Source organism: Kosakonia sacchari SP1 (assembly GCF_000300455.3).
GTDB classification, from domain to species: Bacteria; Pseudomonadota; Gammaproteobacteria; order Enterobacterales; family Enterobacteriaceae; genus Kosakonia; species Kosakonia sacchari.
Window position 1 is genome coordinate 4,071,201 of the sequence record NZ_CP007215.2, and the last position, 21,750, is coordinate 4,092,950.

A 21,750-nucleotide genomic window follows, 5' to 3' on the forward strand; every position below is an offset into this window, starting at 1 on the left:
CCAGACAAAAGCGATTACGCCTTTTAAACGCCGTTGAACAGGGCAAAAAGGGATAACGGAAGTGTCTATAAAGGCGGCAGAAATGTCCACATCGAATTTTTGCACGGCGTCACACTTTGCGATCCCATAGCATTTTAATCCATAAGATTAGCGGATCCTGCCTGACGGTTTTTGCCGCCGCTCACTATCGTTTTTCTAACGGTTATTCTTCATGGAGCAAGATACATGGCAATCACAATTGGCCTCGATTTCGGCAGCGATTCAGTACGTGCGCTGGCGGTAGACTGCACATCCGGGGCGGAGATCGCCACCAGCGTCGAGTGGTATCCACGCTGGCAGGAGGGACGTTATTGCGATGCGCCGCATAACCAATTTCGCCACCACCCGCGCGATTACATCGAGTCGATGGAAGCGGCGCTGAAAAATGTGCTGGCAGAACTGAGCGACGCACAACGCGCCGAGATCAAAGGCATTGGCGTCGATAGCACCGGTTCAACACCCGCGCCGATTGATGCCGAAGGCCGCGTGCTGGCGCTGCGCCCCGAATTTGCCGACAACCCGAACGCGATGTTTGTATTGTGGAAAGACCACACCGCCGTCGAAGAGGCGGAAGCCATCACCCGCCTGTGCCACACCCCCGGCAAAACTGACTACTCGCGCTACATTGGCGGTATTTACTCCAGCGAATGGTTCTGGGCAAAAATCCTGCACGTTACCCGCGCGGATAGCGCTGTCGCGCAGGCTGCGGCCTCGTGGATCGAACTGTGTGACTGGGTTCCTGCTCTGCTCTCCGGCACCACACGCCCGGAAGCCATTCGTCGCGGTCGTTGCAGCGCCGGGCATAAATCCCTGTGGCATGAAAGCTGGGGTGGCCTGCCGCCCGCCGCGTTCTTTGATGAACTCGATCCCATCATTAATAAGCACCTCAACTGGCCGCTGTTTACCGACACCTATACCGCAGATTTACCTGTCGGCACGTTGACGGCCGAATGGGCGCAGCGTCTTGGGTTATCTGAATTCGTTGTCATCTCCGGCGGCGCGTTCGACTGCCATATGGGCGCAGTCGGCGCGGGCGCACAACCGAATACGCTGGTGAAAGTCATCGGTACGTCTACCTGCGACATTCTGATTGCCGACAAACAGAGCGTTGGTGAACGGGCGGTAAAAGGCATTTGCGGCCAGGTCGATGGCAGCGTAGTGCCGGACTTTATCGGCCTCGAAGCCGGGCAATCCGCTTTTGGTGATATCTACGCCTGGTTTGGTCGCGTGCTTGGCTGGCCGCTTGAACAGCTGGCGCAGCAGCACCCGGAGCTGAAAGCGCAGATCAAAGCCAGCCAGAAACAACTCTTACCTGCGCTGACCGATGCGTGGGTAAAAAATCCATCGCTCGAACATCTGCCTGTGATCCTCGACTGGTTTAACGGTCGCCGTACGCCAAACGCCAACCAGCGTTTGAAAGGGGTCATTACTGATTTGAATCTCGCCACCGACGCTCCGGCGCTATTTGGCGGGTTGATTGCCGCAACCGCATTCGGCGCGCGCGCCATTATGGAGTGCTTCACCGAACAGGGTATTGCCGTCGACAACGTAATGGCGCTCGGCGGTATCGCACGTAAAAACCTCGGCGTAATGCAGGCCTGCTGCGATGTGCTGAACCGCCCATTACAGGTGGTCGAATCTGAACAGTGCTGCGCGCTGGGTGCGGCGATTTTTGCCGCTGTCGCCGCGCAAGTGCATGCCGATATCCCGGCGGCGCAGCTGAAAATGGCCAGCGCCATCGAAAAAACCCTGCAACCGACCGCGCAGGCGCAACAGTTTGAACGCCTCTATCGCCGCTATCAGCAGTGGGCGAAGAGCGCCGAGCAACACTATCTCCCTTCAGCCGCGACAGTCTCGCAGGCCGCGTTAACTCATTAAGGACAAGATCATGACTATTTTCGACAATTATGAAGTGTGGTTCGTCATTGGCAGCCAGCACCTGTACGGGCCGGAAGCTCTGAAACAGGTGACGAAGCACGCCGAACAGGTGGTCAACGCCCTCAATGCGGAAGCGAAACTCCCCTGCAAACTGGTGCTGAAACCGCTGGGCACCACGCCGGATGAGATCACCCACATCTGCCGCGACGCCAACTACGACGACAAATGTGCCGGGATGGTGGTGTGGCTGCACACCTTCTCACCGGCGAAAATGTGGATTAACGGCCTCGCTATCCTCAATAAGCCGCTGCTGCAGTTCCACACTCAGTTCAATGCGTCCCTGCCGTGGGACAGCATCGACATGGACTTTATGAATCTCAACCAGACCGCGCACGGCGGCCGCGAGTTCGGCTTTATCGGCGCGCGTATGCGCCAGCAGCACAGCGTGGTGACCGGCCACTGGCAGGATCAACACGCCCATCAACGCATCGGCGCGTGGATGCGCCAGGCGGTCTCTAAACAGGATACCCGCCAGCTGAAAGTGGTGCGTTTCGGCGACAACATGCGCGAAGTGGCCGTCACTGACGGCGATAAAGTGGCGGCACAGATCAAGTTCGGTTTCTCGGTCAATACCTGGGGCGTGGGCGATCTGGTGCAAGTAGTGAACGCCGTGAGCGAGGGTGATGTCAACGCGCTGGTGGATGAGTATGAAAGCAGCTATCGCCTGACGGCTGCCGCGCAGGTTCATGGCGATAAACGCCAGAACGTGCTTGACGCCGCACGTATCGAGCTGGGTCTGAAACGCTTCCTCGAAGAGGGCGGTTTCCACGCTTTCACCACCACCTTTGAAGATCTGCACGGCCTGAAACAATTGCCGGGTCTGGCGGTACAGCGTTTGATGCAGCAAGGCTACGGCTTCGCTGGTGAAGGCGACTGGAAGACCGCCGCGCTGCTGCGCATCATGAAAGTGATGTCCGGCGGGCTGAACGGCGGCACCTCCTTTATGGAGGATTACACCTATCACTTTGAGCACGGCAACGATCTGGTGCTTGGCTCGCACATGCTGGAAGTGTGCCCTTCTATCGCCATTGACGAAAAACCAACGCTGGATGTGCAGTACCTCGGTATCGGTGGCAAAGCCGATCCGGCACGCCTGATCTTCTCCACCAAAACCGGCCCGGCGATTAACGCCAGCCTGATCGACTTAGGCGATCGTTTCCGCCTGTTGGTGAACTGCGTTGAGGCGGTGAAAACCCCGCACGACCTGCCGAAGCTGCCGGTCGCCAACGCCTTGTGGAAAGCGCAGCCGGATCTTCCGACCGCGTCTGAAGCGTGGATCCTCGCCGGTGGCGCGCACCACACTGTCTTCAGCCAGGCGCTGACGCTCGACGATATGCGCCAGTTCAGCGAACTGCACGATCTTGAGCTGACGGTTATCGACAACGACACCCGCCTGCCCGCGTTTAAAGACGCACTGCGCTGGAATGAAGTGTATTACGGTTCAAAACGTTAACAGGGAACACCCGGCCTGCTGCGGCAGGCCATCTTTCCTGGAGGAACGCATGTTAGAAGCATTAAAACAGCAGGTGCTGGAAGCCAACCTGGCGCTGCCAAAACATAACCTGGTCACGCTGACATGGGGCAACGTCAGTGCCGTTGACCGTGCAAGCGGCCTGATGGTGATTAAACCTTCGGGTGTGGATTACAGCATTATGACCGCTAACGATATGGTGGTCGTCAACATCACTACCGGCGAGGTGGTTGAAGGCACGAAAAAACCCTCTTCCGATACGCCGACTCACCGCCTGCTGTACCAGGCGTTTCCGACCATCGGCGGCATTGTGCATACCCATTCGCGCCACGCCACCATCTGGTCGCAGGCTGGTCAGCCGATCCCGGCAACGGGCACCACGCATGCCGACTATTTTTATGGCGAGATCCCGTGTACCCGTAAGATGACCGACGAGGAGATCAACGGCGAATACGAGTGGGAAACCGGCAATGTGATCGTCGAAACCTTTGAGAAAAAGGGTATCGATCCGGCGCAAATGCCCGGTGTGCTGGTGCATTCTCATGGCCCGTTCGCGTGGGGTAAAAGCGCAGATGACGCGGTCCATAACGCCATCGTGCTGGAAGAAGTGGCTTATATGGGTATTTTCTGCCGTCAGCTCGCGCCTGAATTACCCGCCATGCAACAAACGCTGCTGGATAAACACTATTTACGTAAGCACGGCGCGAAGGCTTACTACGGTCAATAGCTGTATAAAACCACAGCACCAGACAACAAACCAGGCTATAATCTCGCCTGGTTTTGTTTTATGAGAGACGGCTGTGGCGCAGGCGCAAGAAGGTTTTATTTTAACCCGACACTGGCGGGATACCCCCGGCGGAACCGAGGTAGAGTTCTGGCTGGCGACGGATAATGGCCCGCTGCGCGTCGTGCTGCCACCGCAAGAGTCGGTCGCCTTTATTCCCGCTGCGCAGGTGGAAAAAGCAAAACTACTGCTGCGCGCCGAAAAACAGTGGCGCGTAACGCCGCTGAACCTGAACGACTTTCACCGCCAGCCGGTGTATGGCCTTTACTGTCGTGCTCATCGCCAACTGATGCGCATTGAAAAAATGTTGCGCGATGACAGCATCACCGTTTACGAAGCTGATATTCGCCCGCCGGAACGCTTTCTGATGGAGCGTTTTATCACCGCGCCGGTGTGGGTCGACGGCACACCACAAGGTACCGCGCTGGTTGACGCGCGGCTGAAACCCAGCCCGCACTATCGCCCGCCGCTGAAATGGGTGTCGCTGGATATCGAAACCAGCCGCCATGGCGAGCTTTATTGCATCGGTCTGGAAGGCTGCGGACAGCGCACGGTCTATATGCTCGGGCCAGAAAACGGCAGCGCGCAGGGGCTGGATTTTGAGCTGGAGTACGTTGCCAGTCGCCCGCAACTGCTGGAAAAACTCAACGCCTGGTTTGCCGCGCACGATCCAGATGTGATTATTGGCTGGAACGTCGTGCAATTCGATTTGCGCGTGCTGCAAAAAAGCGCCGAGCGCTACCGTGTTCCGCTGACGCTCGGGCGTAACGGCAGCGAACTGGAGTGGCGCGAGCACGGTTTTAAGAATGGCGTCTTCTTCGCACAGGCCGCCGGCAGGCTGATTATTGACGGGATTGAAGCGCTGAAATCCGCGTTCTGGAACTTCTCGTCGTTCTCGCTGGAAGCGGTCTCCAGGGAGCTGCTTGGCGAAGGCAAGGCGATTGATAACCCGTGGGATCGCATGGATGAGATCGACCGGCGTTTCGCAGAAGATAAACCCGCGCTCGCCACCTATAACCTGAAAGATTGTGAACTGGTGACGCGCATCTTCCACAAGACGGAGATCATGCCGTTTCTGCTGGAGCGCGCCACAGTGAACGGTTTGCCCGTTGATCGCCATGGTGGCTCGGTGGCGGCCTTCAGCCACCTCTATTTCCCGCGTATGCACCGCGCAGGCTATGTCGCGCCGAATCTCGGTGGCGTGCCGCCGCAGGCCAGCCCCGGGGGTTATGTAATGGATTCGCGCCCCGGCCTGTATGACTCAGTGCTGGTACTGGATTACAAAAGCCTCTACCCGTCTATTATCCGTACCTTTCTGATTGATCCCGTCGGCCTGGTTGAGGGCATGGCGCAGCCGGATAACGCGCACAGTACCGAGGGGTTTCTGGGCGCGTGGTTTTCGCGTGAAAAACATTGCCTGCCGGGGATTGTCGGGCAGATCTGGCACGGACGCGATGAGGCCAAACGCCATGGCAACAAGCCGCTGTCGCAAGCACTGAAGATCATTATGAATGCGTTTTACGGCGTGCTCGGCACCAGCGCCTGCCGCTTTTTTGATCCGCGGCTGGCATCATCGATCACCATGCGTGGCCACGAGATCATGCGCCAGACCAAGGCGCTGATTGAAGCGCAGGGTTACGACGTTATCTATGGCGACACCGACTCCACCTTCGTCTGGCTAAAGCAAGCCCATAGCGAAGAGGATGCCGCGCGTATTGGCCGCGCGCTGGTGGAACGCGTTAATGGCTGGTGGTCGGCGCATCTTAAAAGCCAGCAACTGGAAAGCGCGCTGGAGCTGGAGTTTGAAACCCATTTCTGCCGGTTTCTGATGCCCACCATTCGCGGCACCGAACAGGGTAGTAAAAAGCGTTACGCCGGGATGATTCAGGAAGGCGAGAACCAGCGCATGGTGTTTAAGGGGCTGGAAACCGTGCGTACCGACTGGACACCGCTGGCGCAGCAGTTCCAGCAAACGCTCTACTTGCGTGTGTTTCGCAATGAGCATTATCAGGATTATGTCCGTGACACTATTGCCAGCCTGATGGCGGGCGAACTCGACGATCAGCTTATTTATCGCAAGCGCCTGCGCAGAGCGCTTTCCGAATATGAACGTAATGTGCCGCCGCACGTGCGCGCTGCGCGGCTGGCGGATGAAGAGAACCGCAAACGGGGCCGCCCGGCGCAGTATCAGAACCGCGGCACCATCAAATATGTCTGGACCACCAGCGGGCCAGAGCCGGTGGATTACCAGCACTCGCCGCTCGATTACGATCACTATCTGAGTAAGCAGCTACAGCCAGTCGCTGAGGGAATTCTGCCTTTCATTGACGACGATTTTGCTACACTACTTACAGGGCAGCTGGGACTCTTTTGAGATTTACCTGTCGAGTTTCCCGGCTTGCAACACTACCGCTCTATCCTGGCTATTTCAGATTTTCACCGCGATGCGGCGTGAAAGACGGCAGGTATAGGTAGTGACGAAAGGGATTGCTTCCTTTACCATAGCGCCCTTCCTTTTTCTGGCCCAAATTTTATACGCCCGCCTGCCTTCAGGCGGTGACGAACTATTGCCTGCAATTTGAGATATAGAGTTCATTTATGCCCTTTACACTTGGTCAACGCTGGATTAGCGACACGGAAAGCGAACTCGGACTTGGCACAGTCGTCGCAATGGATGCGCGCACGGTCACCCTCCTTTTTCCGGCAACGGGTGAAAACCGTCTGTACGCTCGCAGCGACTCTCCGGTTACCCGCGTGATGTTCAACCCCGGTGATACGGTGACCAGCCATGATGGCTGGCAGCTCACAATTGAAGACGTAAAAGAGGAAAACGGGCTGCTCGCTTACACCGGCACACGCCTGGATACGCAGGAAAGCAATGTCACCCTGCGCGAAGTGCTGCTCGACAGCAAACTGGTGTTCAGCAAACCGCAAGACCGCTTGTTCGCCGGGCAGATCGACCGTATGGATCGCTTTGCGCTGCGTTTTCGCGCGCGTAAATACCAAAGTGAGCAGTACCGTATGCCGTGGAGCGGCTTGCGTGGCCAGCGCACCAACCTGATCCCGCACCAGCTGCACATCGCTCACGATGTGGGCCGCCGCCATGCGCCGCGCGTGCTGCTGGCAGATGAAGTGGGTCTTGGGAAAACCATTGAAGCCGGGATGATCCTGCATCAACAACTGCTTGCTGGCGCGGCTGAACGCGTGCTGATCGTGGTGCCGGAAACCCTGCAACATCAGTGGCTGGTCGAGATGCTGCGCCGCTTTAACCTGCGTTTCGCCCTGTTTGACGATGAACGTTACGCCGAAGCGCAGCACGATGCCGACAACCCGTTTGAGACCGAGCAACTGGTGATTTGCTCGCTCGATTTCGTGCGCCGCAACAAGCAGCGCCTGGAGCACCTGTGCGATGCCGAATGGGATCTGCTGGTGGTCGACGAAGCGCACCATCTGGTGTGGAGCGAAAACGAAGCCAGCCGTGAATATCAGGCAATTGAGCAACTGGCCGAGCGCGTACCTGGCATTCTGCTGCTGACCGCCACCCCGGAACAACTGGGGATGGAGAGCCACTTTGCGCGCCTGCGCTTGCTGGATCCGAACCGTTTCCATGATTTCGCCCAGTTCGTTGAAGAGCAGCAAAACTACCGTCCGGTCGCCGACGCTGTGGCCCTGCTGCTGGCAGGTGAACGCCTGAGTAACGATGATCTCAATATGTTGAGCGATCTGGTGGGCGAGCAGGATATCGAACCGCTGCTGCAAACCGCCAACAGCGATCGTGAAGGCGCGAGTGCCGCACGCCAGGAACTGATTTCCATGCTGATGGACCGACACGGCACCAGCCGTGTGCTGTTCCGCAACACCCGTAACGGTGTAAAAGGTTTCCCGAAACGCGAGCTGCACACCGTGAAGCTGCCGCTGCCGACGCAGTATCAGACGGCGATTAAGGTCTCCGGCATTATGGGCGCGCGTAAAAGCCAGGAAGAGCGCGCTCGCGATATGCTCTACCCGGAGCAAATTTATCAGGAATTCGAAGGCGATACCGGAACATGGTGGAACTTCGACCCGCGCGTTGAATGGCTGATGGGCTACCTCACCAGCCACCGTTCGCAAAAAGTGCTGGTGATCTGCGCCAAAGCCGCCACCGCGCTGCAGCTGGAGCAGGTGCTGCGTGAACGCGAAGGCATCCGCGCGGCGGTGTTCCATGAAGGTATGTCGATCATTGAACGCGATCGCGCGGCGGCGTGGTTCGGTGAAGAGGACAGCGGCGCGCAGGTTCTGCTGTGCTCGGAAATTGGTTCTGAAGGGCGTAACTTCCAGTTCGCCAGCCATCTGGTGATGTTCGATCTGCCGTTCAACCCGGATCTGCTGGAGCAGCGCATCGGCCGTCTGGATCGTATTGGTCAGGCGCACGATATCCAGATCCACGTGCCTTATCTGGAGAAAACCGCGCAGTCCGTGCTGGTGCGCTGGTATCACGAAGGGCTGGACGCCTTCGAGCACACCTGCCCGACCGGGCGCACGATTTACGATAGCGTTCACAATGAGTTGATTAACTACCTGGCGGCACCGGAAGATACCGACGGTTTTGATCAGTTGATCAAAACCTGCCGTGAACAGCACGACGCGCTGAAAGCACAGCTGGAACAAGGCCGCGACCGCTTGCTGGAGATCCACTCTAACGGCGGTGAAAAAGCACAGGCGCTGGCGGAAAGTATTGCCGAGCAGGACGACGACACGGCGCTTATTGCCTTCGCTATGAACCTGTTCGATATCATTGGCATTAACCAGGACGATCGTGGGGAAAACATGATCGTCCTGACGCCATCGGATCATATGCTGGTGCCTGACTTCCCGGGCCTGCCGGAGGATGGCTGCACTATCACTTTCGATCGTGATGTCGCCCTTTCGCGCGAAGATGCACAGTTTGTCACCTGGGAACATCCGATCATCCGTAACGGTCTGGATCTGATCCTTTCTGGCGATACGGGTAGCAGCACCATTTCGCTGCTGAAAAACAAAGCGCTGCCGGTCGGAACGCTGCTGCTGGAGCTGATCTACGTGGTGGAAGCGCAGGCGCCGAAACAGCTGCAACTTAATCGCTTCCTGCCGTCGACGCCGATCCGCCTGCTGGTGGATAAAAACGGCACCAACCTCGCCGGCCAGGTGGAGTTCGAAAGCTTCAACCGCCAGCTTAGCGCGGTGAACCGCCATACCGGCAGCAAGCTGGTGAACGCGGTGCAGCAGGAGGTTCACACCATTTTGCAAAAAGGCGAAACGCAGGTGGAAGCCGCCGCGCGCGAACTGATTGACGCTGCGCGCAGCGAAGCGGATGAAAAACTGTCGGCGGAACTGGCTCGCCTGGAAGCGTTAAAAGCGGTTAACCCGAACATCCGCGACGATGAACTGGCCGCCATTGAGAGCAACCGCCAGCAAGTGCTGGAAAGCCTGGCGCAGGCGAGCTGGCGGCTTGATGCGCTGCGTTTGATTGTTGTGACGCACCAATAACGGAGCCCCAATGGTGATGGAACCCTACAATCCGCCGCAGGATCCCTGGCTGGTTATTCTTTATCAGGATCAACACATTATGGTCGTCAACAAGCCCAGCGGCTTGTTGTCGGTGCCAGGGCGTCTGGATGAGCACAAAGACAGCGTGATGACGCGCATTCAGCGCGACTTCCCGCAGGCTGAATCCGTCCATCGCCTGGATATGGCGACCAGCGGTGTGATTGTGGTGGCGCTTACCAAAGATGCCGAGCGTGAGTTAAAGCGCCAGTTCCGCGAACGTGAGCCGAAAAAGCAGTATCTGGCACGCGTTTGGGGCCACCCGGAAAAAGCCGAAGGACTGGTGGATTTACCGCTGATTTGCGACTGGCCGAACAGACCAAAGCAGAAAGTGTGTTTTGAAACCGGCAAAGCGGCACAGACCGAGTATGAAGTGCTGGCGTTTGAGGAAGATGGCACCGCTCGCGTACGTCTGAAGCCGATTACCGGGCGCTCACATCAGCTTCGCGTACATATGTTAGCGTTAGGCCACCCGATTCTCGGTGACCGTTTTTACGCCACGCCAGAAGCTCTCGCAATGTCACCACGTTTGCTGCTTCATGCAGAGACGCTGACCATCACCCACCCGGCGTTTAACAACAGCATGACGTTTAAAGCGCCGGTGGATTTTTAAAAGGTTCCCCGGCTTTGCCGCCGGGGGAACGTTACGCGGTTAACGAAAACCCTTCTGCTCGCGAATCAACTCGTAAGCTTTCTGAATTTCCTGCGCTTTTTGTTTCGCCATCTCCATCATTTCTGGCGGCAGACCTTTCGCTACCAGTTTATCCGGATGATGCTCGCTCATCAGCTTACGATAGGCGCGCTTGATGGTGGTTGCATCGTCTGACGGCTTCACACCCAGCACATTGCAGGCATCTTCCAGCGTCGGGCCGCGTTGCGCCTGCTGCCAGCCGCCACCGCCCGCTTGCTGCTGATGCTGGTAACCACCGCCAAACTGCGCCCCGCCCTGCATCATGCGCAGAAACTGATCGAATTGCAGACGCGAAATCCCAAGCTCCTCAGCGATCACGTACAGCACTTCGCGTTCGCTGGGGTGCAAAGAGCCATCGGCGAAGGCCGCCTGGATTTGTATTTCCAGAAACATCCTAATCAAGTCGAAACGTCCGAAGCAGACGCTGCGAAACTGACGCATCTTGTCGCGTAACGGGTAATTATCCGTTTTGCCGACACGAAACGCCTGCTGCGCTGCGCTGCGCGACTCGCCGTGCAGGTTCATGCGATCCATAAACAGGCTGGCGACCTGGATATCCGCTTCGGTCACCCGACCTTTCGATTTGGTGAGATGCCCCATCACCTCGAAGGTGGTGGCGAAAAAGAGCGTCTGACGTTCGCGCTGGTTGGCAAACCACGCCATTTTTCGGCTGCGCGCCTTGTCAAAAAAGTGCCCGATTAACAACCCAAGAACCGCGCCCCAAAAGCCGCCGCCCATGAAAAGAGCGATGACAACCCCAACCACTTTCCCCCAATACTGCATATACTCCCCAAATCGTCATGCCGTCGGCTAAAATTTGCTTTATCATACCCGTCATTCTATGCCATGCACAGGCGCAGTCTTCTCCCCCTGGCTCGAACGCGGGCAGGATTAAAACTAGCGTTGCAAAGGCGAGTAAGTTAGTCTCAGACCGTTTGCCAGCGTAAAGCCACAGATGACGGAACAACAAATACAACGTATGAAAAAACGTATCCCCACCCTCCTGGCCACCATGATTGGCTCCGCCCTTTACAGCCAGCAGGGGATGGCAGCCGATCTTGCCTCGCAGTGTATGCTTGGCGTTCCCAGCTACAACCGCCCCCTGGTACAGGGCGACACCAATAATTTGCCGGTGACGATCAATGCCGATCACGCAAAAGGCAACTACCCTGACGATGCCGTTTTTACCGGAAATGTCGATATTAATCAGGGGAATAGCCGATTGCAGGCCGATGAGGTGCAGCTTCATCAGCAGCAGCCGGAAGGTCAGACGGACCCGGTTCGCACAGTGGATGCACTCGGTAATGTGCACTATGACGATAACCAGGTCATCCTGAAAGGTCCTAAAGGTTGGTCAAACCTGAACACCAAAGATACCAACGTCTGGCAAGGTGATTATCAGATGGTGGGTCGTCAGGGGCGCGGTACCGCCGATCTGATGAAACAGCGTGGACAAAATCGCTACACCATTCTGGACAATGGGATGTTTACCTCCTGCCTGCCTGGGTCAAACACCTGGAGCGTTGTCGGCAGTGAAGTTATTCAGGATCGCCAGGAGCAGGTTGCGGAAATCTGGAATGCGCGCTTTAAGCTCGGCCCGGTGCCGGTGTTCTACAGTCCGTATTTGCAGTTACCTATTGGCGACAAACGTCGTTCAGGTTTCCTGATCCCCAATGCCAAGTACAGCACGACGAACTATTTCGAGTTCTATCTGCCGTACTACTGGAACATTGCGCCGAATATGGATGCGACGATCACGCCGCACTACATCCATAAGCGTGGCAACGTGCAATGGGAAAACGAATTCCGTTATCTGACGCAGGCTGGTGCTGGCCTTATTGAGTTCGATTACCTGCCGTCAGACAAAGTTTTTCAGGATGAATACCCTAGCGAAGGGGAGCGTCACCGCTGGTTGTTTTACTGGCAACATGGCGGGGTGATGGATCAAGTGTGGCGTTTTAGCGCTAACTATACGAAAGTGAGTGATCCACATTATTTTAACGATTTTTCGTCGAAATATGGTTCCAGTACAGACGGCTATGCCACGCAGATTTTCAGTGCGGGTTATGGAGTAGAGAACTTCAATGCCACAGTGACAACCAAACAGTTCCAGGTATTTAATCGCCAGAACAGTAACTCGTACGCTGCGCTCCCGCAGGTGGATGTTAACTGGTATCACAACGATCTGGGTCCGTTTGATTTCCGTATGTACGGCCAGGCGGTGAAATTTACCAATACAAATTCGAGTTTACCTGAAGCGACGCGTGTGCATCTGGAACCTACGCTCAGTCTGCCAGTGTCTAATGACTGGAGCAGCCTGAACACCGAAGTAAAAATGCTGGCGACCCACTACCAGCAGAGCAATATCGATAATACAAACTATAAAGAGTCCGTTAGCCGCGTTATGCCGCAATTTAAAACGGACGGGAAACTGGTGTTTGAGCGCGATATGAATTGGGCGGAGGGCTATACCCAGACGCTGGAGCCACGCGCTCAGTATCTGTATGTGCCGTATCGCGATCAGAGCCACATCAACAACTACGACTCCTCACTGCTGCAATCCGACTACAGCGGGCTGTTCCGCGATCGCACTTATGGCGGTCTGGACCGTATCGCGTCAGCAAACCAGGTGACTACCGGCGTCACAACCCGCATTTATGATGAAGCGGCGGTTGAACGTTTTAACGTTTCTGTTGGTCAAATCTACTATTTCACCGAGTCCCGTACCGGTGATGACAACATTAACTGGGAGAAAGACAACAAAACAGGTTCGCTGGTCTGGGCAGGCGATACGTACTGGCGTATCTCCGATCGCTGGGGTCTGCGCGGCGGGGTGCAGTATGACACCCGTCTGAATAATATCGCTAACAGCAGCTCGTCGCTGGAGTATCGCCGCGATGAAGACCGTATGCTGCAATTGAGCTACCGTTACGCCAGCCCGGAATACATTCAGGCTACGCTGCCAAACTATGCAACCGCGGCGCAGTATAAAGAGGGTATTTCGCAGGTAGGTGCCGCAGGAAGCTGGCCAATTGCGGACCGCTGGTCCATCGTCGGTGCGTACTATTTCGATACCAATACCAGTAAACCTGCCGATCAGATGGTGGGTCTGCAATATAACTCCTGCTGTTATGCGATTCGCGTTGGCTATGAGCGCAAAATCAACGGTTGGGAAAATGAACAAAGCAAATATGACAAAGTCATCGGTTTCAACATTGAGCTGCGTGGCTTGAGCTCTAACTACGGTCTGGGGACGCAACAAATGCTGCGTTCGAACATTCTGCCGTACCGTAGCTCATTGTGATCTGTTTGATTTGCAACGTAATCCGCATTGCGGTTAATTGAAATGGAAAAGGTATGAAGAACTGGAAAACGCTGCTTCTCGGTATCGCTATGGTTGCGAATACCAGTTTCGCCGCGCCTCAGGTTGTTGATAAAGTCGCCGCCGTGGTCAATAACGGTGTGGTGCTGGAAAGTGACGTTGATGGTTTGATGCAATCCGTGAAGGCCAATGCAGGCCAGGCGGGGCAGCAATTACCGGACGATGCAACACTGCGCCATCAGATCCTTGAACGTTTGATCATGGATCAAATCATTTTGCAGATGGGCACGAAAATGGGCGTCAAAGTGACTGACGAACAGCTCGACGCCGCCATCGCCGACATTGCCAAACAAAACAATATGACGATGGATCAGATGCGTAGCCGTCTGGCCTATGACGGAGTCAATTTCAGCACCTACCGTAATCAGATCCGCAAAGAGATGATTATCTCCGAAGTACGTAACAGCGAAGTGCGCCGTCGCGTGACGGTGCTGCCACAGGAAGTCGAAGCCCTGGCGCAGCAGGTGGGCAACCAGAATGATGCCAGCACCGAGCTGAATCTGAGCCACATTCTGGTTCCACTGCCGGAAAACCCAACTTCCGATCAAGTTAACGAAGCCGAAAGCCAGGCGCGTTCAATTGTGGAACAGGCTCGCAATGGCGGCGATTTTGGCAAACTGGCCATCACTTACTCTGCCGATCAGCAAGCGCTGAAAGGCGGCCAGATGGGCTGGGGTCGAATTCAGGAACTGCCAAGCATCTTTGCTCAGGCACTGAGCACGGCGAAAAAAGGCGATGTGATTGGCCCAATCCGCTCGGGTGTTGGCTTCCATATCCTGAAAGTGAACGACCTTCGCGGTCAGACGCAGAGCATCTCCGTGACGGAAGTTCATGCCCGCCATATCCTGCTGAAACCATCGCCGATCATGAGCGACGATCAAGCACGCATTAAACTGGAACAGATCGCAGCCGATATTAAGAGTGGCAAAACCACCTTTGCTAACGCGGCGAAAGAGTTCTCGCAGGATCCGGGCTCTGCAAACCAGGGCGGCGATCTCGGCTGGGCGTCAGCGGATATTTACGATCCGGCCTTCCGCGATGCGCTGATGAAGCTGAAACGCGGCCAGATGAGCGGCCCGGTTCACTCCTCCTTTGGCTGGCACCTGATCGAAATGCTGGATAGCCGTAACGTTGACAAAACCGACGCGGCGCAAAAAGACAGAGCCTATCGCATGCTGATGAACCGTAAGTTCTCTGAAGAAGCGGCAACCTGGATGCAGGAACAGCGCGCCAGCGCCTATGTCAAAATTCTGAGTAACTAATGAAAACACAGCGTGTCGTTATCACTCCCGGCGAACCCGCCGGGATTGGCCCGGATCTGGTAGTGCAACTCGCCCAGCGCGACTGGCCGGTTGAACTGGTTATCTGTGCAGACGCAACGCTTTTGACCGACCGGGCCTCGCGGCTCGGTCTACCGCTTCAACTGCGCGGTTACGATCCAATGGCTGCCGCAGTACCACAACAGGCAGGCACATTAACGCTGTTGCCTGTTCCTCTGCATACGCCCGTTACCGCTGGCGTACTCAATACGCTTAACGGTTCTTATGTTGTTGAAACGCTTGCCCGCGCCTGCGATGGCTGCCTGAGTGGCGAATTTGCCGCGCTGATTACCGGCCCGGTGCATAAAGGGGTGATCAACGATTCAGGAACACCGTTTACCGGGCACACGGAGTTTTTCGAAGAGCGCTCTCACGCCGCCAAAGTGGTGATGATGCTGGCAACCGAAGAGCTACGCGTGGCGCTGGCGACCACACACTTGCCCATCAAAGCCGTGGCCGACGCTATTACGCCTGATTTGCTAAGGGAAGTGATCGGCATTCTGCACACGGATCTGCAACAGAAGTTCGGTATCCCCCAACCGCATATTCTGGTCTGCGGTCTTAATCCGCATGCCGGTGAAGGCGGTCACATGGGAACAGAAGAGATTGACACCATCATTCCGGTGCTCAATGAAATGCGCGCGCACGGTATGAATTTAAGCGGTCCGCTGCCTGCCGACACGCTTTTCCAGCCCAAATACCTTGATAATGCCGACGCCGTACTGGCGATGTACCACGATCAGGGTTTGCCCGTGCTAAAATACCAGGGCTTTGGCCGCGGCGTGAACATCACCCTCGGTTTACCCTTTATTCGTACATCCGTCGACCACGGTACCGCGCTTGAACTCGCGGGCAAAGGAACAGCGGATGTCGGCAGTTTTATTACGGCGCTTAATCTCGCCATCAAAATGATTGTTAATACTCAATGAATACTCGCGTCCATCAGGGCCACTTAGCCCGCAAACGCTTCGGGCAAAACTTTCTCCACGACCAGTTCGTGATCGACAGCATTGTCTCGGCCATCAACCCGCAAAAGGGTCAGGCTATGGTCGAAATCGGCCCAGGCCTTGGCGCGCTCACCGAACCGGTGGGCGAACGTCTGGATAAATTAACGGTCATCGAGCTTGACCGCGATCTGGCTGCCCGCCTGCAAACCCATCCGTTCCTTGCACCAAAACTGACTATTTATCAGCAAGATGCAATGACCATGGATTTTGGCGAACTCTCAAAAACGATTGGTCAGCCGCTGCGTGTTTTCGGCAACCTGCCGTATAACATCTCCACGCCGTTGATGTTCCATCTGTTTAGCTATACTGATGCCATTGCCGATATGCACTTTATGCTGCAAAAAGAGGTGGTGAATCGCCTGGTTGCAGGGCCAAACAGTAAAGCGTATGGTCGATTAAGCGTGATGGCGCAGTACTACTGCCAGATTATTCCGGTGCTGGAAGTACCGCCCACCGCGTTTGCGCCGCCGCCAAAGGTGGATTCTGCTGTGGTTCGTCTGGTGCCGCACGCTCAATTACCGCATCCGGTAAAAGAGATCCGCACGCTGAGCCGCATTACCACCGAAGCGTTTAACCAGCGTCGTAAAACCATTCGCAACAGCCTCGGCAACGTTTTTACCGTTGAAGTGCTGGCGTCGTTAGGTATCGATCCGGCGATGCGCGCGGAAAATATTTCTGTTGCGCAATATTGCCAGTTAGCGAACTACCTGACTGAGAATGCGCCGCCGAAGGAGAGTTAACGTATGATCAATTCGCCCCGAGTTTGTGTTCAGGTACAAAGCATCTACATCGAGTCTCAGTCCGCTCCCGACGATGAACGCTATGTTTTCGCTTACACCATTACCATCCGGAACCTGGGGCGAACCCCTGTCCAGCTGCTCAAACGCTACTGGCTGATCACCAATGGAAATGGCCGCGCAACGGAAGTTCAGGGCGAAGGTGTGGTTGGCGTACAGCCGCACATTGAGCCAGGCGGCGAATATCAATATACCAGCGGCGCGGTGATTGAAACGCCGCTGGGCACCATGCAAGGCCACTACGAAATGATCGATGCGCAGGGAGAAACCTTCCGCATCGCTATCCCGGTCTTCCGACTCGCCGTTCCAACACTGATCCATTAATACAATGTCTACATACCTTATTGGTGACGTTCATGGTTGCTACGATGAACTCGTCGCGCTGTTAAAACAGGTTGAATTTTCACCTGAGCAGGACACCTTATGGCTGACGGGCGATCTGGTCGCGCGCGGCCCTGGCTCGCTTGAAGTATTGCGCTTCGTCAAATCACTCGGGCACAGCGTACGCATCGTGCTGGGTAACCACGATTTGCACCTGCTCGCCGTTTTTGCCGGTATCAGCCGTAACAAGCCCAAAGACCGGCTTAATCCACTGCTGGAAGCGCACGACGCCGACGAGCTGATTAACTGGCTACGCCGCCAGCCGCTGCTGCAAATCGATGAAGAGAAAAAACTGGTGATGGCGCATGCCGGGATCACCCCGCAATGGGATATGGAAACGGCTAAACATTGTGCGCGTGATATTGAAGCCGTGTTGTCGAGCGACTCTTATCCGCTTTTTCTCGACGCTATGTACGGCGATCTGCCGAACCACTGGACGCCTGAGCTCAGCGGTCTTACCCGCCTGCGCTTTATCACCAATGCCTTTACGCGCATGCGCTACTGCTTCCCGAACGGGCAGCTCGATATGTACTGCAAAGACATTCCTGAGCACGCACCCGCGCCGTTAAAACCGTGGTTTTCGATTCCGGGGCCGGTGGCACAAGAATACAGTATCGCCTTTGGTCACTGGGCATCGCTGGAAGGCGCAGGGACACCGGAAGGCATCTACGCGCTGGATACGGGCTGCTGCTGGGGCGGCGTGCTGACCTGCCTGCGCTGGGAAGATAAACAGTACTTCACCCAAGCGTCGAACCGCCAGATGGATTTGGGCGATGGCGAGGCAATTGCCTCCTGAAATCATTCCCCCGGCCTGAGCCGGGGAAAGAGAAGAACCGTGCAACCACGGCCATAGCGCAGTGGATTAACGGCGCTCGAGGATCTCGAAACAGTAGCTGTGAGAATTCTGCTCGTCCGCATCGTGGAACTCACTGAACACCGAATCCCAGTCATCCGGATCGTAATCCGGGAAATGAGTATCACCTTCCACTTCTGCATCAATGTGCGTCAGGTACAAACGCTGCGCTTTCGGCAGAAACTGCTCGTAAACACGTCCACCGCCAATCACCATGATCTCTTCAGCGTCACCGCATTGTGCAATCGCTTCCTCAACGGATTTCACCCATTGCACGCGGTCATCAGTACCCGGCTGGCTACTGATCACAATGTTCTTACGACCCGGCAACGGACGACCGATGGATTCCCACGTCAGGCGACCCATTACTACCGGTTTGTTTAAGGTATTGCGTTTAAACCAGGCGAGATCGGCAGGTAAATTCCACGGCATTGCATTCTCCATGCCGATGACGCGATCCACTGCCAACGCCGCAATCAAACTGATCATTTATTCATTCCTGGAAGCCAAAAAATTGTCGCCACTATACGGAAAGCGCAATCTTTCGTCGACGGGGCACGAGGTAAAGAATAAGAAAATTTTCTATTCTGCTGGCGGCACCGCCCCTCGAATCTGCACCGCCAGCTTGCCAGCCGTGTTGAATCAGCACGTTATCCGTAAGCGGTGATTTACGCTTGCGGTTTAACCGCCGGTTCGTCTGCAGGATCGCCAGTATGACGCCCCTCCTCCGTACCCTGCCAGCCGTGGCGCTGGGTTAATGACAGATGCGCTCTGTCTTCCGAAATGATCTCCGTCAGCATCGCGCTGGTGCGTTTAAACACCGCCGCGCGCGCCTGCGCATCGTTTTCCACCTGCGCCATCTCTTCCACCATCGAGGTGTTAAAACGACGGAAATGATCGGCGCGTTCACGCGCTTCGTACGAACCGAGCCCCAAACCTTCCAGCGCCAGCCTTCCCGTTTTCAGCGCCGCTTCGAAGGTTTCACGCTCCGGCTTCTCTACGCCGGCCTGGCGCAAGCGAATGTAGTGATCGACATCGCGGGCGCGGGCAATAATGCGTAGATCCGGGAAGTGCTCTTTTGCCAGCTCCGTTAATTGTAGGCTGGCCTGCGGATCGTCGATGGCATTAATTAATACTTCTGCCCGTCCGGCACCGGCAGATTCCAGCAAATCAACGCGTGTCGCATCGCCATAAAACACCTTCATGCCGAATTTACGCAGCGTTTCAATATGATCGGGATCGTGATCCAGAACCACCATCTTCACGCCGCTGGAGAGCAACAAACGCCCGGCGATCTGCCCGAAACGTCCGAACCCGGCAATAATGACCCGCGCGTCTTCCTCGTCTATTTCATCCGCTTCGCGCTCCTGCTGACTACCGGATGCTTCAAGACGGGCCAGCAGTACCAGTAACAGCGGCGTTGCGGCCATCGACAGCGCGACCGTCAGGGTTAAGGCTTTCGCCCATTCGCTATCCAGCACCTGTGCGGTTTGCGCGGTGCCAAATACCACAAAAGCGAACTCGCTGCCCTGTCCCAGCAGGGCGGCAAACCACAACCGCTGCTTGCCAGGCACACGTAACGGACGAGCAATCAGCCACAGCACCGCACTTTTGATCACCAGAAAACCGACCAGCAGCAGTAAGATGCGCAGTGGATGCGTCACCAGCGTGCCGAAGTCAATCGACATTCCCACGCCGATAAAAAACAGCCCAAGCAGCAAGCCTTTAAAGGGTTCAATATCGCTTTCCAGCGCATGGCGATATTCGGAGCTGGCAAGCAACACACCAGCAAGAAACGCGCCCATCGCCATCGACAACCCCGCCTCTTCCAGCAATAAGCCGAAACCGAAGACCAGGAACAGCGCCACGGCGCAGAACACTTCCCGTAAACCGGATCGCGCAACGAAACGCAGCGCCGGACGGGCAACATAGCGCCCGATCAGCACCACCAGCGTCAGCGCGGCAATAACTTTGAGCGCCGAAAGCGCGAAGGCACTGAGCGTCATCGCCCCGCCGCTGGCCGCCAGCAAGGGGATCATCGCCACCAACGGGATGGCGGCGATATCCTGGAACAACAGCACGGAAAAAGCGCTGCGCCCCATTTGCGATACCGTCAGGTTGCGCTCATTCATCGCCTGCATGGCAATTGCGGTGGATGACAACGCCAGCGTCAGACCAATTAACACCGCGACCGGCCACGATAACCCGAGCAGCGCGCAAAAACCGCCGAGCAACAACCCGCAACTGGCCATTTGCAGCGCACCGCCGCCAAATACCGAGGCACGCAGTTTCCATAAACGCTGCGGATCCAACTCAAGGCCAATCACGAACAGCATCAGTACGACGCCGATTTCCGCAAAATGGAGGATAGATTCCGCGTCAGTCACCAGCCGCAATCCCCACGGGCCAATAATGCCCCCGGCGATCAGATAGCCCAGCACCGATCCCAGCCCCAGGCGCATAGCGATCGGCACGATCAACGCCGCCGATCCGAGATAAATCAGTGCCTGAATTAACGAATGGCTATCCACGCTGCACCTCCTGCCACTCCAGTAAACGTTGTTTGTAATGACGCGCCTGCGCCTGCAGCGTTTCATCGTCGCAGATAAACGTACAGTGCACGGCAAAAGGCGGCAGCCAGTTCATGCCGCAATAAAGCGCTGTCGCCTGCAGCGGCTGGGAAAGCACATCAAAACCTGGGTGCGAGCCGATATCAAAATGGTTGTCACCGCCTCCCGTCGTCACCGCCCACAGCACACTTTTGCCGTGAAGCGCGGTTCCGCCGTGGCCATACGCCCAGCCGTGCGCCAGTACTTTATCCAGCCAGAGTTTGAATAATGGCGGCACGCTGTACCACTGCATCGGATGTTGCCAGATAACCAAATCGGCACGGGAAATCGCCTCCTGCTCGGCGGCGACGTCAATATTGAAGTCAGGATAGAGTTCGTAAAGAGAACGTATTTCAACGTTTTCCAGCGTCCCTGCCTGCTCAATCATGCGCTTATTCGCATGCGAATGCTGCGGATAAGGATGGGCATAAATTATGAGGATCATTGATTAACCTGCTTTCACTACACGCTTTTTCTTGAAAGTGTAGTCAGTTAATCGTCTGGCTAAAAGCGGCAATCTGTGCGGGAATAACGGAAAAGCATGCGGTAGCCGGAGCCACCGCAAATGAGGAAGGGATTAGTTATCCAGTTCGCTCATGTTTTTCACCTGATCGCGATTAATCTGCTCGGTTTTTCCGGTTTCTGCATTTTTATAAGAAACCAGCCCGGTGTCTTTATCCACCTGCGGTTTGCCGTCAGTCACAATGGTGCGGCCATCAGTCGTACGTACCGCCTGGTTAGAGGAACACCCGGCAACGGTAAACAGTGTTGCAGCCGTAAAAATCGAGGTCATCAGAAGTTTAGTTCGCATAGTTATCTCCCTGCTTTCCAGTGAATTTCATTCGTCTGTTTAGCCATTTTAGGCTAACTCACTGAACGGTGGGGAAAATGCAGAACACTCTGAAGGGGGAGTAGAG

17 protein-coding genes are annotated in these 21,750 nt (G+C 55.9%); 12 read left to right on the forward strand and 5 right to left on the reverse strand.

Annotated features, from left to right (window positions below; genetic code table 11):
* Nucleotides 1-225 precede the first annotated feature (225 nt).
* The 6 genes from araB (at nucleotide 226) to rluA (ending at nucleotide 10,407) form a co-directional block, all read left to right on the forward strand.
* A complete protein-coding gene (gene araB, locus C813_RS42220; RefSeq protein ID WP_017457903.1) occupies nucleotides 226-1,917 on the forward strand; it encodes a ribulokinase in 1,692 nt (563 codons plus the stop codon).
* Nucleotides 1,918-1,927: 10 nt separating this feature from the next.
* Nucleotides 1,928-3,430, forward strand: a complete 1,503-nt coding sequence (gene araA, locus C813_RS42225; protein WP_017457902.1) for an L-arabinose isomerase — start codon at nucleotides 1,928-1,930, stop codon at nucleotides 3,428-3,430.
* 49 nt (nucleotides 3,431-3,479) lie between these two features.
* On the forward strand, nucleotides 3,480-4,175 hold the full coding sequence (araD, locus tag C813_RS42230) for an L-ribulose-5-phosphate 4-epimerase (RefSeq protein WP_017457901.1): 696 nt from the start codon (nucleotides 3,480-3,482) through the stop codon (nucleotides 4,173-4,175).
* A 73-nt stretch (nucleotides 4,176-4,248) separates the two neighbouring features.
* Nucleotides 4,249-6,606, forward strand: coding sequence for a DNA polymerase II (gene polB / locus C813_RS42235; RefSeq protein WP_017457900.1), 2,358 nt, complete (start codon nucleotides 4,249-4,251; stop codon nucleotides 6,604-6,606).
* 224 nt (nucleotides 6,607-6,830) lie between these two features.
* Nucleotides 6,831-9,737 (forward strand): RNA polymerase-associated protein RapA, encoded by a 2,907-nt coding sequence (gene rapA, locus C813_RS42240; protein ID WP_017457899.1) that lies wholly within the window; start codon nucleotides 6,831-6,833, stop codon nucleotides 9,735-9,737.
* Nucleotides 9,738-9,747: 10 nt separating this feature from the next.
* Complete coding sequence (gene rluA, locus C813_RS42245) at nucleotides 9,748-10,407, forward strand: bifunctional tRNA pseudouridine(32) synthase/23S rRNA pseudouridine(746) synthase RluA (RefSeq protein WP_017457898.1); 660 nt, start codon at nucleotides 9,748-9,750, stop codon at nucleotides 10,405-10,407.
* Between the two features lie 39 nt (nucleotides 10,408-10,446).
* Here the strand turns inward: rluA and djlA are convergent, their stop codons facing one another.
* The gene (djlA, locus tag C813_RS42250; RefSeq protein ID WP_017457897.1) at nucleotides 10,447-11,268 is read right to left on the reverse strand and encodes a co-chaperone DjlA; all 822 of its coding nucleotides are present in this window, start codon (nucleotides 11,266-11,268) and stop codon (nucleotides 10,447-10,449) included.
* A 196-nt stretch (nucleotides 11,269-11,464) separates the two neighbouring features.
* On the opposite strand from djlA, the gene lptD reads away from it, so the two are divergent.
* The 6 genes from lptD to apaH are packed head-to-tail and all read left to right on the forward strand — an operon-like array spanning nucleotide 11,465 to nucleotide 18,167.
* Nucleotides 11,465-13,789 (forward strand): LPS assembly protein LptD, encoded by a 2,325-nt coding sequence (lptD, locus tag C813_RS42255; protein WP_017457896.1) that lies wholly within the window; start codon nucleotides 11,465-11,467, stop codon nucleotides 13,787-13,789.
* A gap of 53 nt (nucleotides 13,790-13,842) precedes the next feature.
* The gene (gene surA, locus C813_RS42260; RefSeq protein ID WP_017457895.1) at nucleotides 13,843-15,129 is read left to right on the forward strand and encodes a peptidylprolyl isomerase SurA; all 1,287 of its coding nucleotides are present in this window, start codon (nucleotides 13,843-13,845) and stop codon (nucleotides 15,127-15,129) included.
* Nucleotides 15,129-16,115 (forward strand): 4-hydroxythreonine-4-phosphate dehydrogenase PdxA, encoded by a 987-nt coding sequence (pdxA, locus tag C813_RS42265; protein WP_017457894.1) that lies wholly within the window; start codon nucleotides 15,129-15,131, stop codon nucleotides 16,113-16,115. Before surA ends, pdxA begins: the two co-directional genes overlap by 1 nt.
* Nucleotides 16,112-16,933: a 16S rRNA (adenine(1518)-N(6)/adenine(1519)-N(6))-dimethyltransferase RsmA gene (rsmA, locus tag C813_RS42270; protein WP_017457893.1), complete on the forward strand. Its 822-nt coding sequence runs from the start codon at nucleotides 16,112-16,114 to the stop codon at nucleotides 16,931-16,933. The genes pdxA and rsmA overlap by 4 nt, the downstream gene beginning before the upstream one ends.
* A gap of 3 nt (nucleotides 16,934-16,936) precedes the next feature.
* Nucleotides 16,937-17,314: a Co2+/Mg2+ efflux protein ApaG gene (apaG, locus tag C813_RS42275; protein ID WP_017457892.1), complete on the forward strand. Its 378-nt coding sequence runs from the start codon at nucleotides 16,937-16,939 to the stop codon at nucleotides 17,312-17,314.
* A gap of 4 nt (nucleotides 17,315-17,318) precedes the next feature.
* Nucleotides 17,319-18,167 carry a bis(5'-nucleosyl)-tetraphosphatase (symmetrical) ApaH gene (gene apaH / locus C813_RS42280; protein WP_017457891.1) on the forward strand — a complete coding sequence of 283 codons (849 nt, stop codon included), beginning with the start codon at nucleotides 17,319-17,321 and terminating at the stop codon, nucleotides 18,165-18,167.
* Between the two features lie 66 nt (nucleotides 18,168-18,233).
* Here apaH and folA read toward each other — a convergent pair whose 3' ends face one another.
* The 4 genes from folA to C813_RS42300 all read right to left on the reverse strand — a co-directional run bounded on the left by folA (nucleotide 18,234) and on the right by C813_RS42300 (nucleotide 21,644).
* Nucleotides 18,234-18,713 carry a type 3 dihydrofolate reductase gene (gene folA / locus C813_RS42285; RefSeq protein WP_017457890.1) on the reverse strand — a complete coding sequence of 160 codons (480 nt, stop codon included), beginning with the start codon at nucleotides 18,711-18,713 and terminating at the stop codon, nucleotides 18,234-18,236.
* A 179-nt stretch (nucleotides 18,714-18,892) separates the two neighbouring features.
* Nucleotides 18,893-20,755 carry a glutathione-regulated potassium-efflux system protein KefC gene (kefC, locus tag C813_RS42290; RefSeq protein ID WP_017457889.1) on the reverse strand — a complete coding sequence of 621 codons (1,863 nt, stop codon included), beginning with the start codon at nucleotides 20,753-20,755 and terminating at the stop codon, nucleotides 18,893-18,895.
* Entirely contained in the window at nucleotides 20,748-21,278 is a 531-nt protein-coding gene (gene kefF, locus C813_RS42295) for a glutathione-regulated potassium-efflux system oxidoreductase KefF (protein WP_017457888.1), read from the reverse strand. The genes kefC and kefF overlap by 8 nt, the downstream gene beginning before the upstream one ends.
* A 132-nt stretch (nucleotides 21,279-21,410) precedes the next feature.
* On the reverse strand, nucleotides 21,411-21,644 hold the full coding sequence (locus tag C813_RS42300) for a YgdI/YgdR family lipoprotein (protein WP_017457887.1): 234 nt from the start codon (nucleotides 21,642-21,644) through the stop codon (nucleotides 21,411-21,413).
* Between the last annotated feature and the right edge of the window lie 106 nt (nucleotides 21,645-21,750).

Coding starts and splice junctions, on each gene's coding strand:
- araB (WP_017457903.1), top strand. CDS start 226: ATGGCAATCACAATTGGCCTCGATTTCGGCAGCGATTCAGTACGTGCG.
- araA (WP_017457902.1), top strand. CDS start 1,928: ATGACTATTTTCGACAATTATGAAGTGTGGTTCGTCATTGGCAGCCAG.
- araD (WP_017457901.1), top strand. CDS start 3,480: ATGTTAGAAGCATTAAAACAGCAGGTGCTGGAAGCCAACCTGGCGCTG.
- rapA (WP_017457899.1), top strand. CDS start 6,831: ATGCCCTTTACACTTGGTCAACGCTGGATTAGCGACACGGAAAGCGAA.
- rluA (WP_017457898.1), top strand. CDS start 9,748: ATGGTGATGGAACCCTACAATCCGCCGCAGGATCCCTGGCTGGTTATT.
- djlA (WP_017457897.1), bottom strand. CDS start 11,268: ATGCAGTATTGGGGGAAAGTGGTTGGGGTTGTCATCGCTCTTTTCATG.
- lptD (WP_017457896.1), top strand. CDS start 11,465: ATGAAAAAACGTATCCCCACCCTCCTGGCCACCATGATTGGCTCCGCC.
- surA (WP_017457895.1), top strand. CDS start 13,843: ATGAAGAACTGGAAAACGCTGCTTCTCGGTATCGCTATGGTTGCGAAT.
- pdxA (WP_017457894.1), top strand. CDS start 15,129: ATGAAAACACAGCGTGTCGTTATCACTCCCGGCGAACCCGCCGGGATT.
- rsmA (WP_017457893.1), top strand. CDS start 16,112: ATGAATACTCGCGTCCATCAGGGCCACTTAGCCCGCAAACGCTTCGGG.
- apaG (WP_017457892.1), top strand. CDS start 16,937: ATGATCAATTCGCCCCGAGTTTGTGTTCAGGTACAAAGCATCTACATC.
- apaH (WP_017457891.1), top strand. CDS start 17,319: ATGTCTACATACCTTATTGGTGACGTTCATGGTTGCTACGATGAACTC.
- folA (WP_017457890.1), bottom strand. CDS start 18,713: ATGATCAGTTTGATTGCGGCGTTGGCAGTGGATCGCGTCATCGGCATG.
- kefF (WP_017457888.1), bottom strand. CDS start 21,278: ATGATCCTCATAATTTATGCCCATCCTTATCCGCAGCATTCGCATGCG.
- C813_RS42300 (WP_017457887.1), bottom strand. CDS start 21,644: ATGCGAACTAAACTTCTGATGACCTCGATTTTTACGGCTGCAACACTG.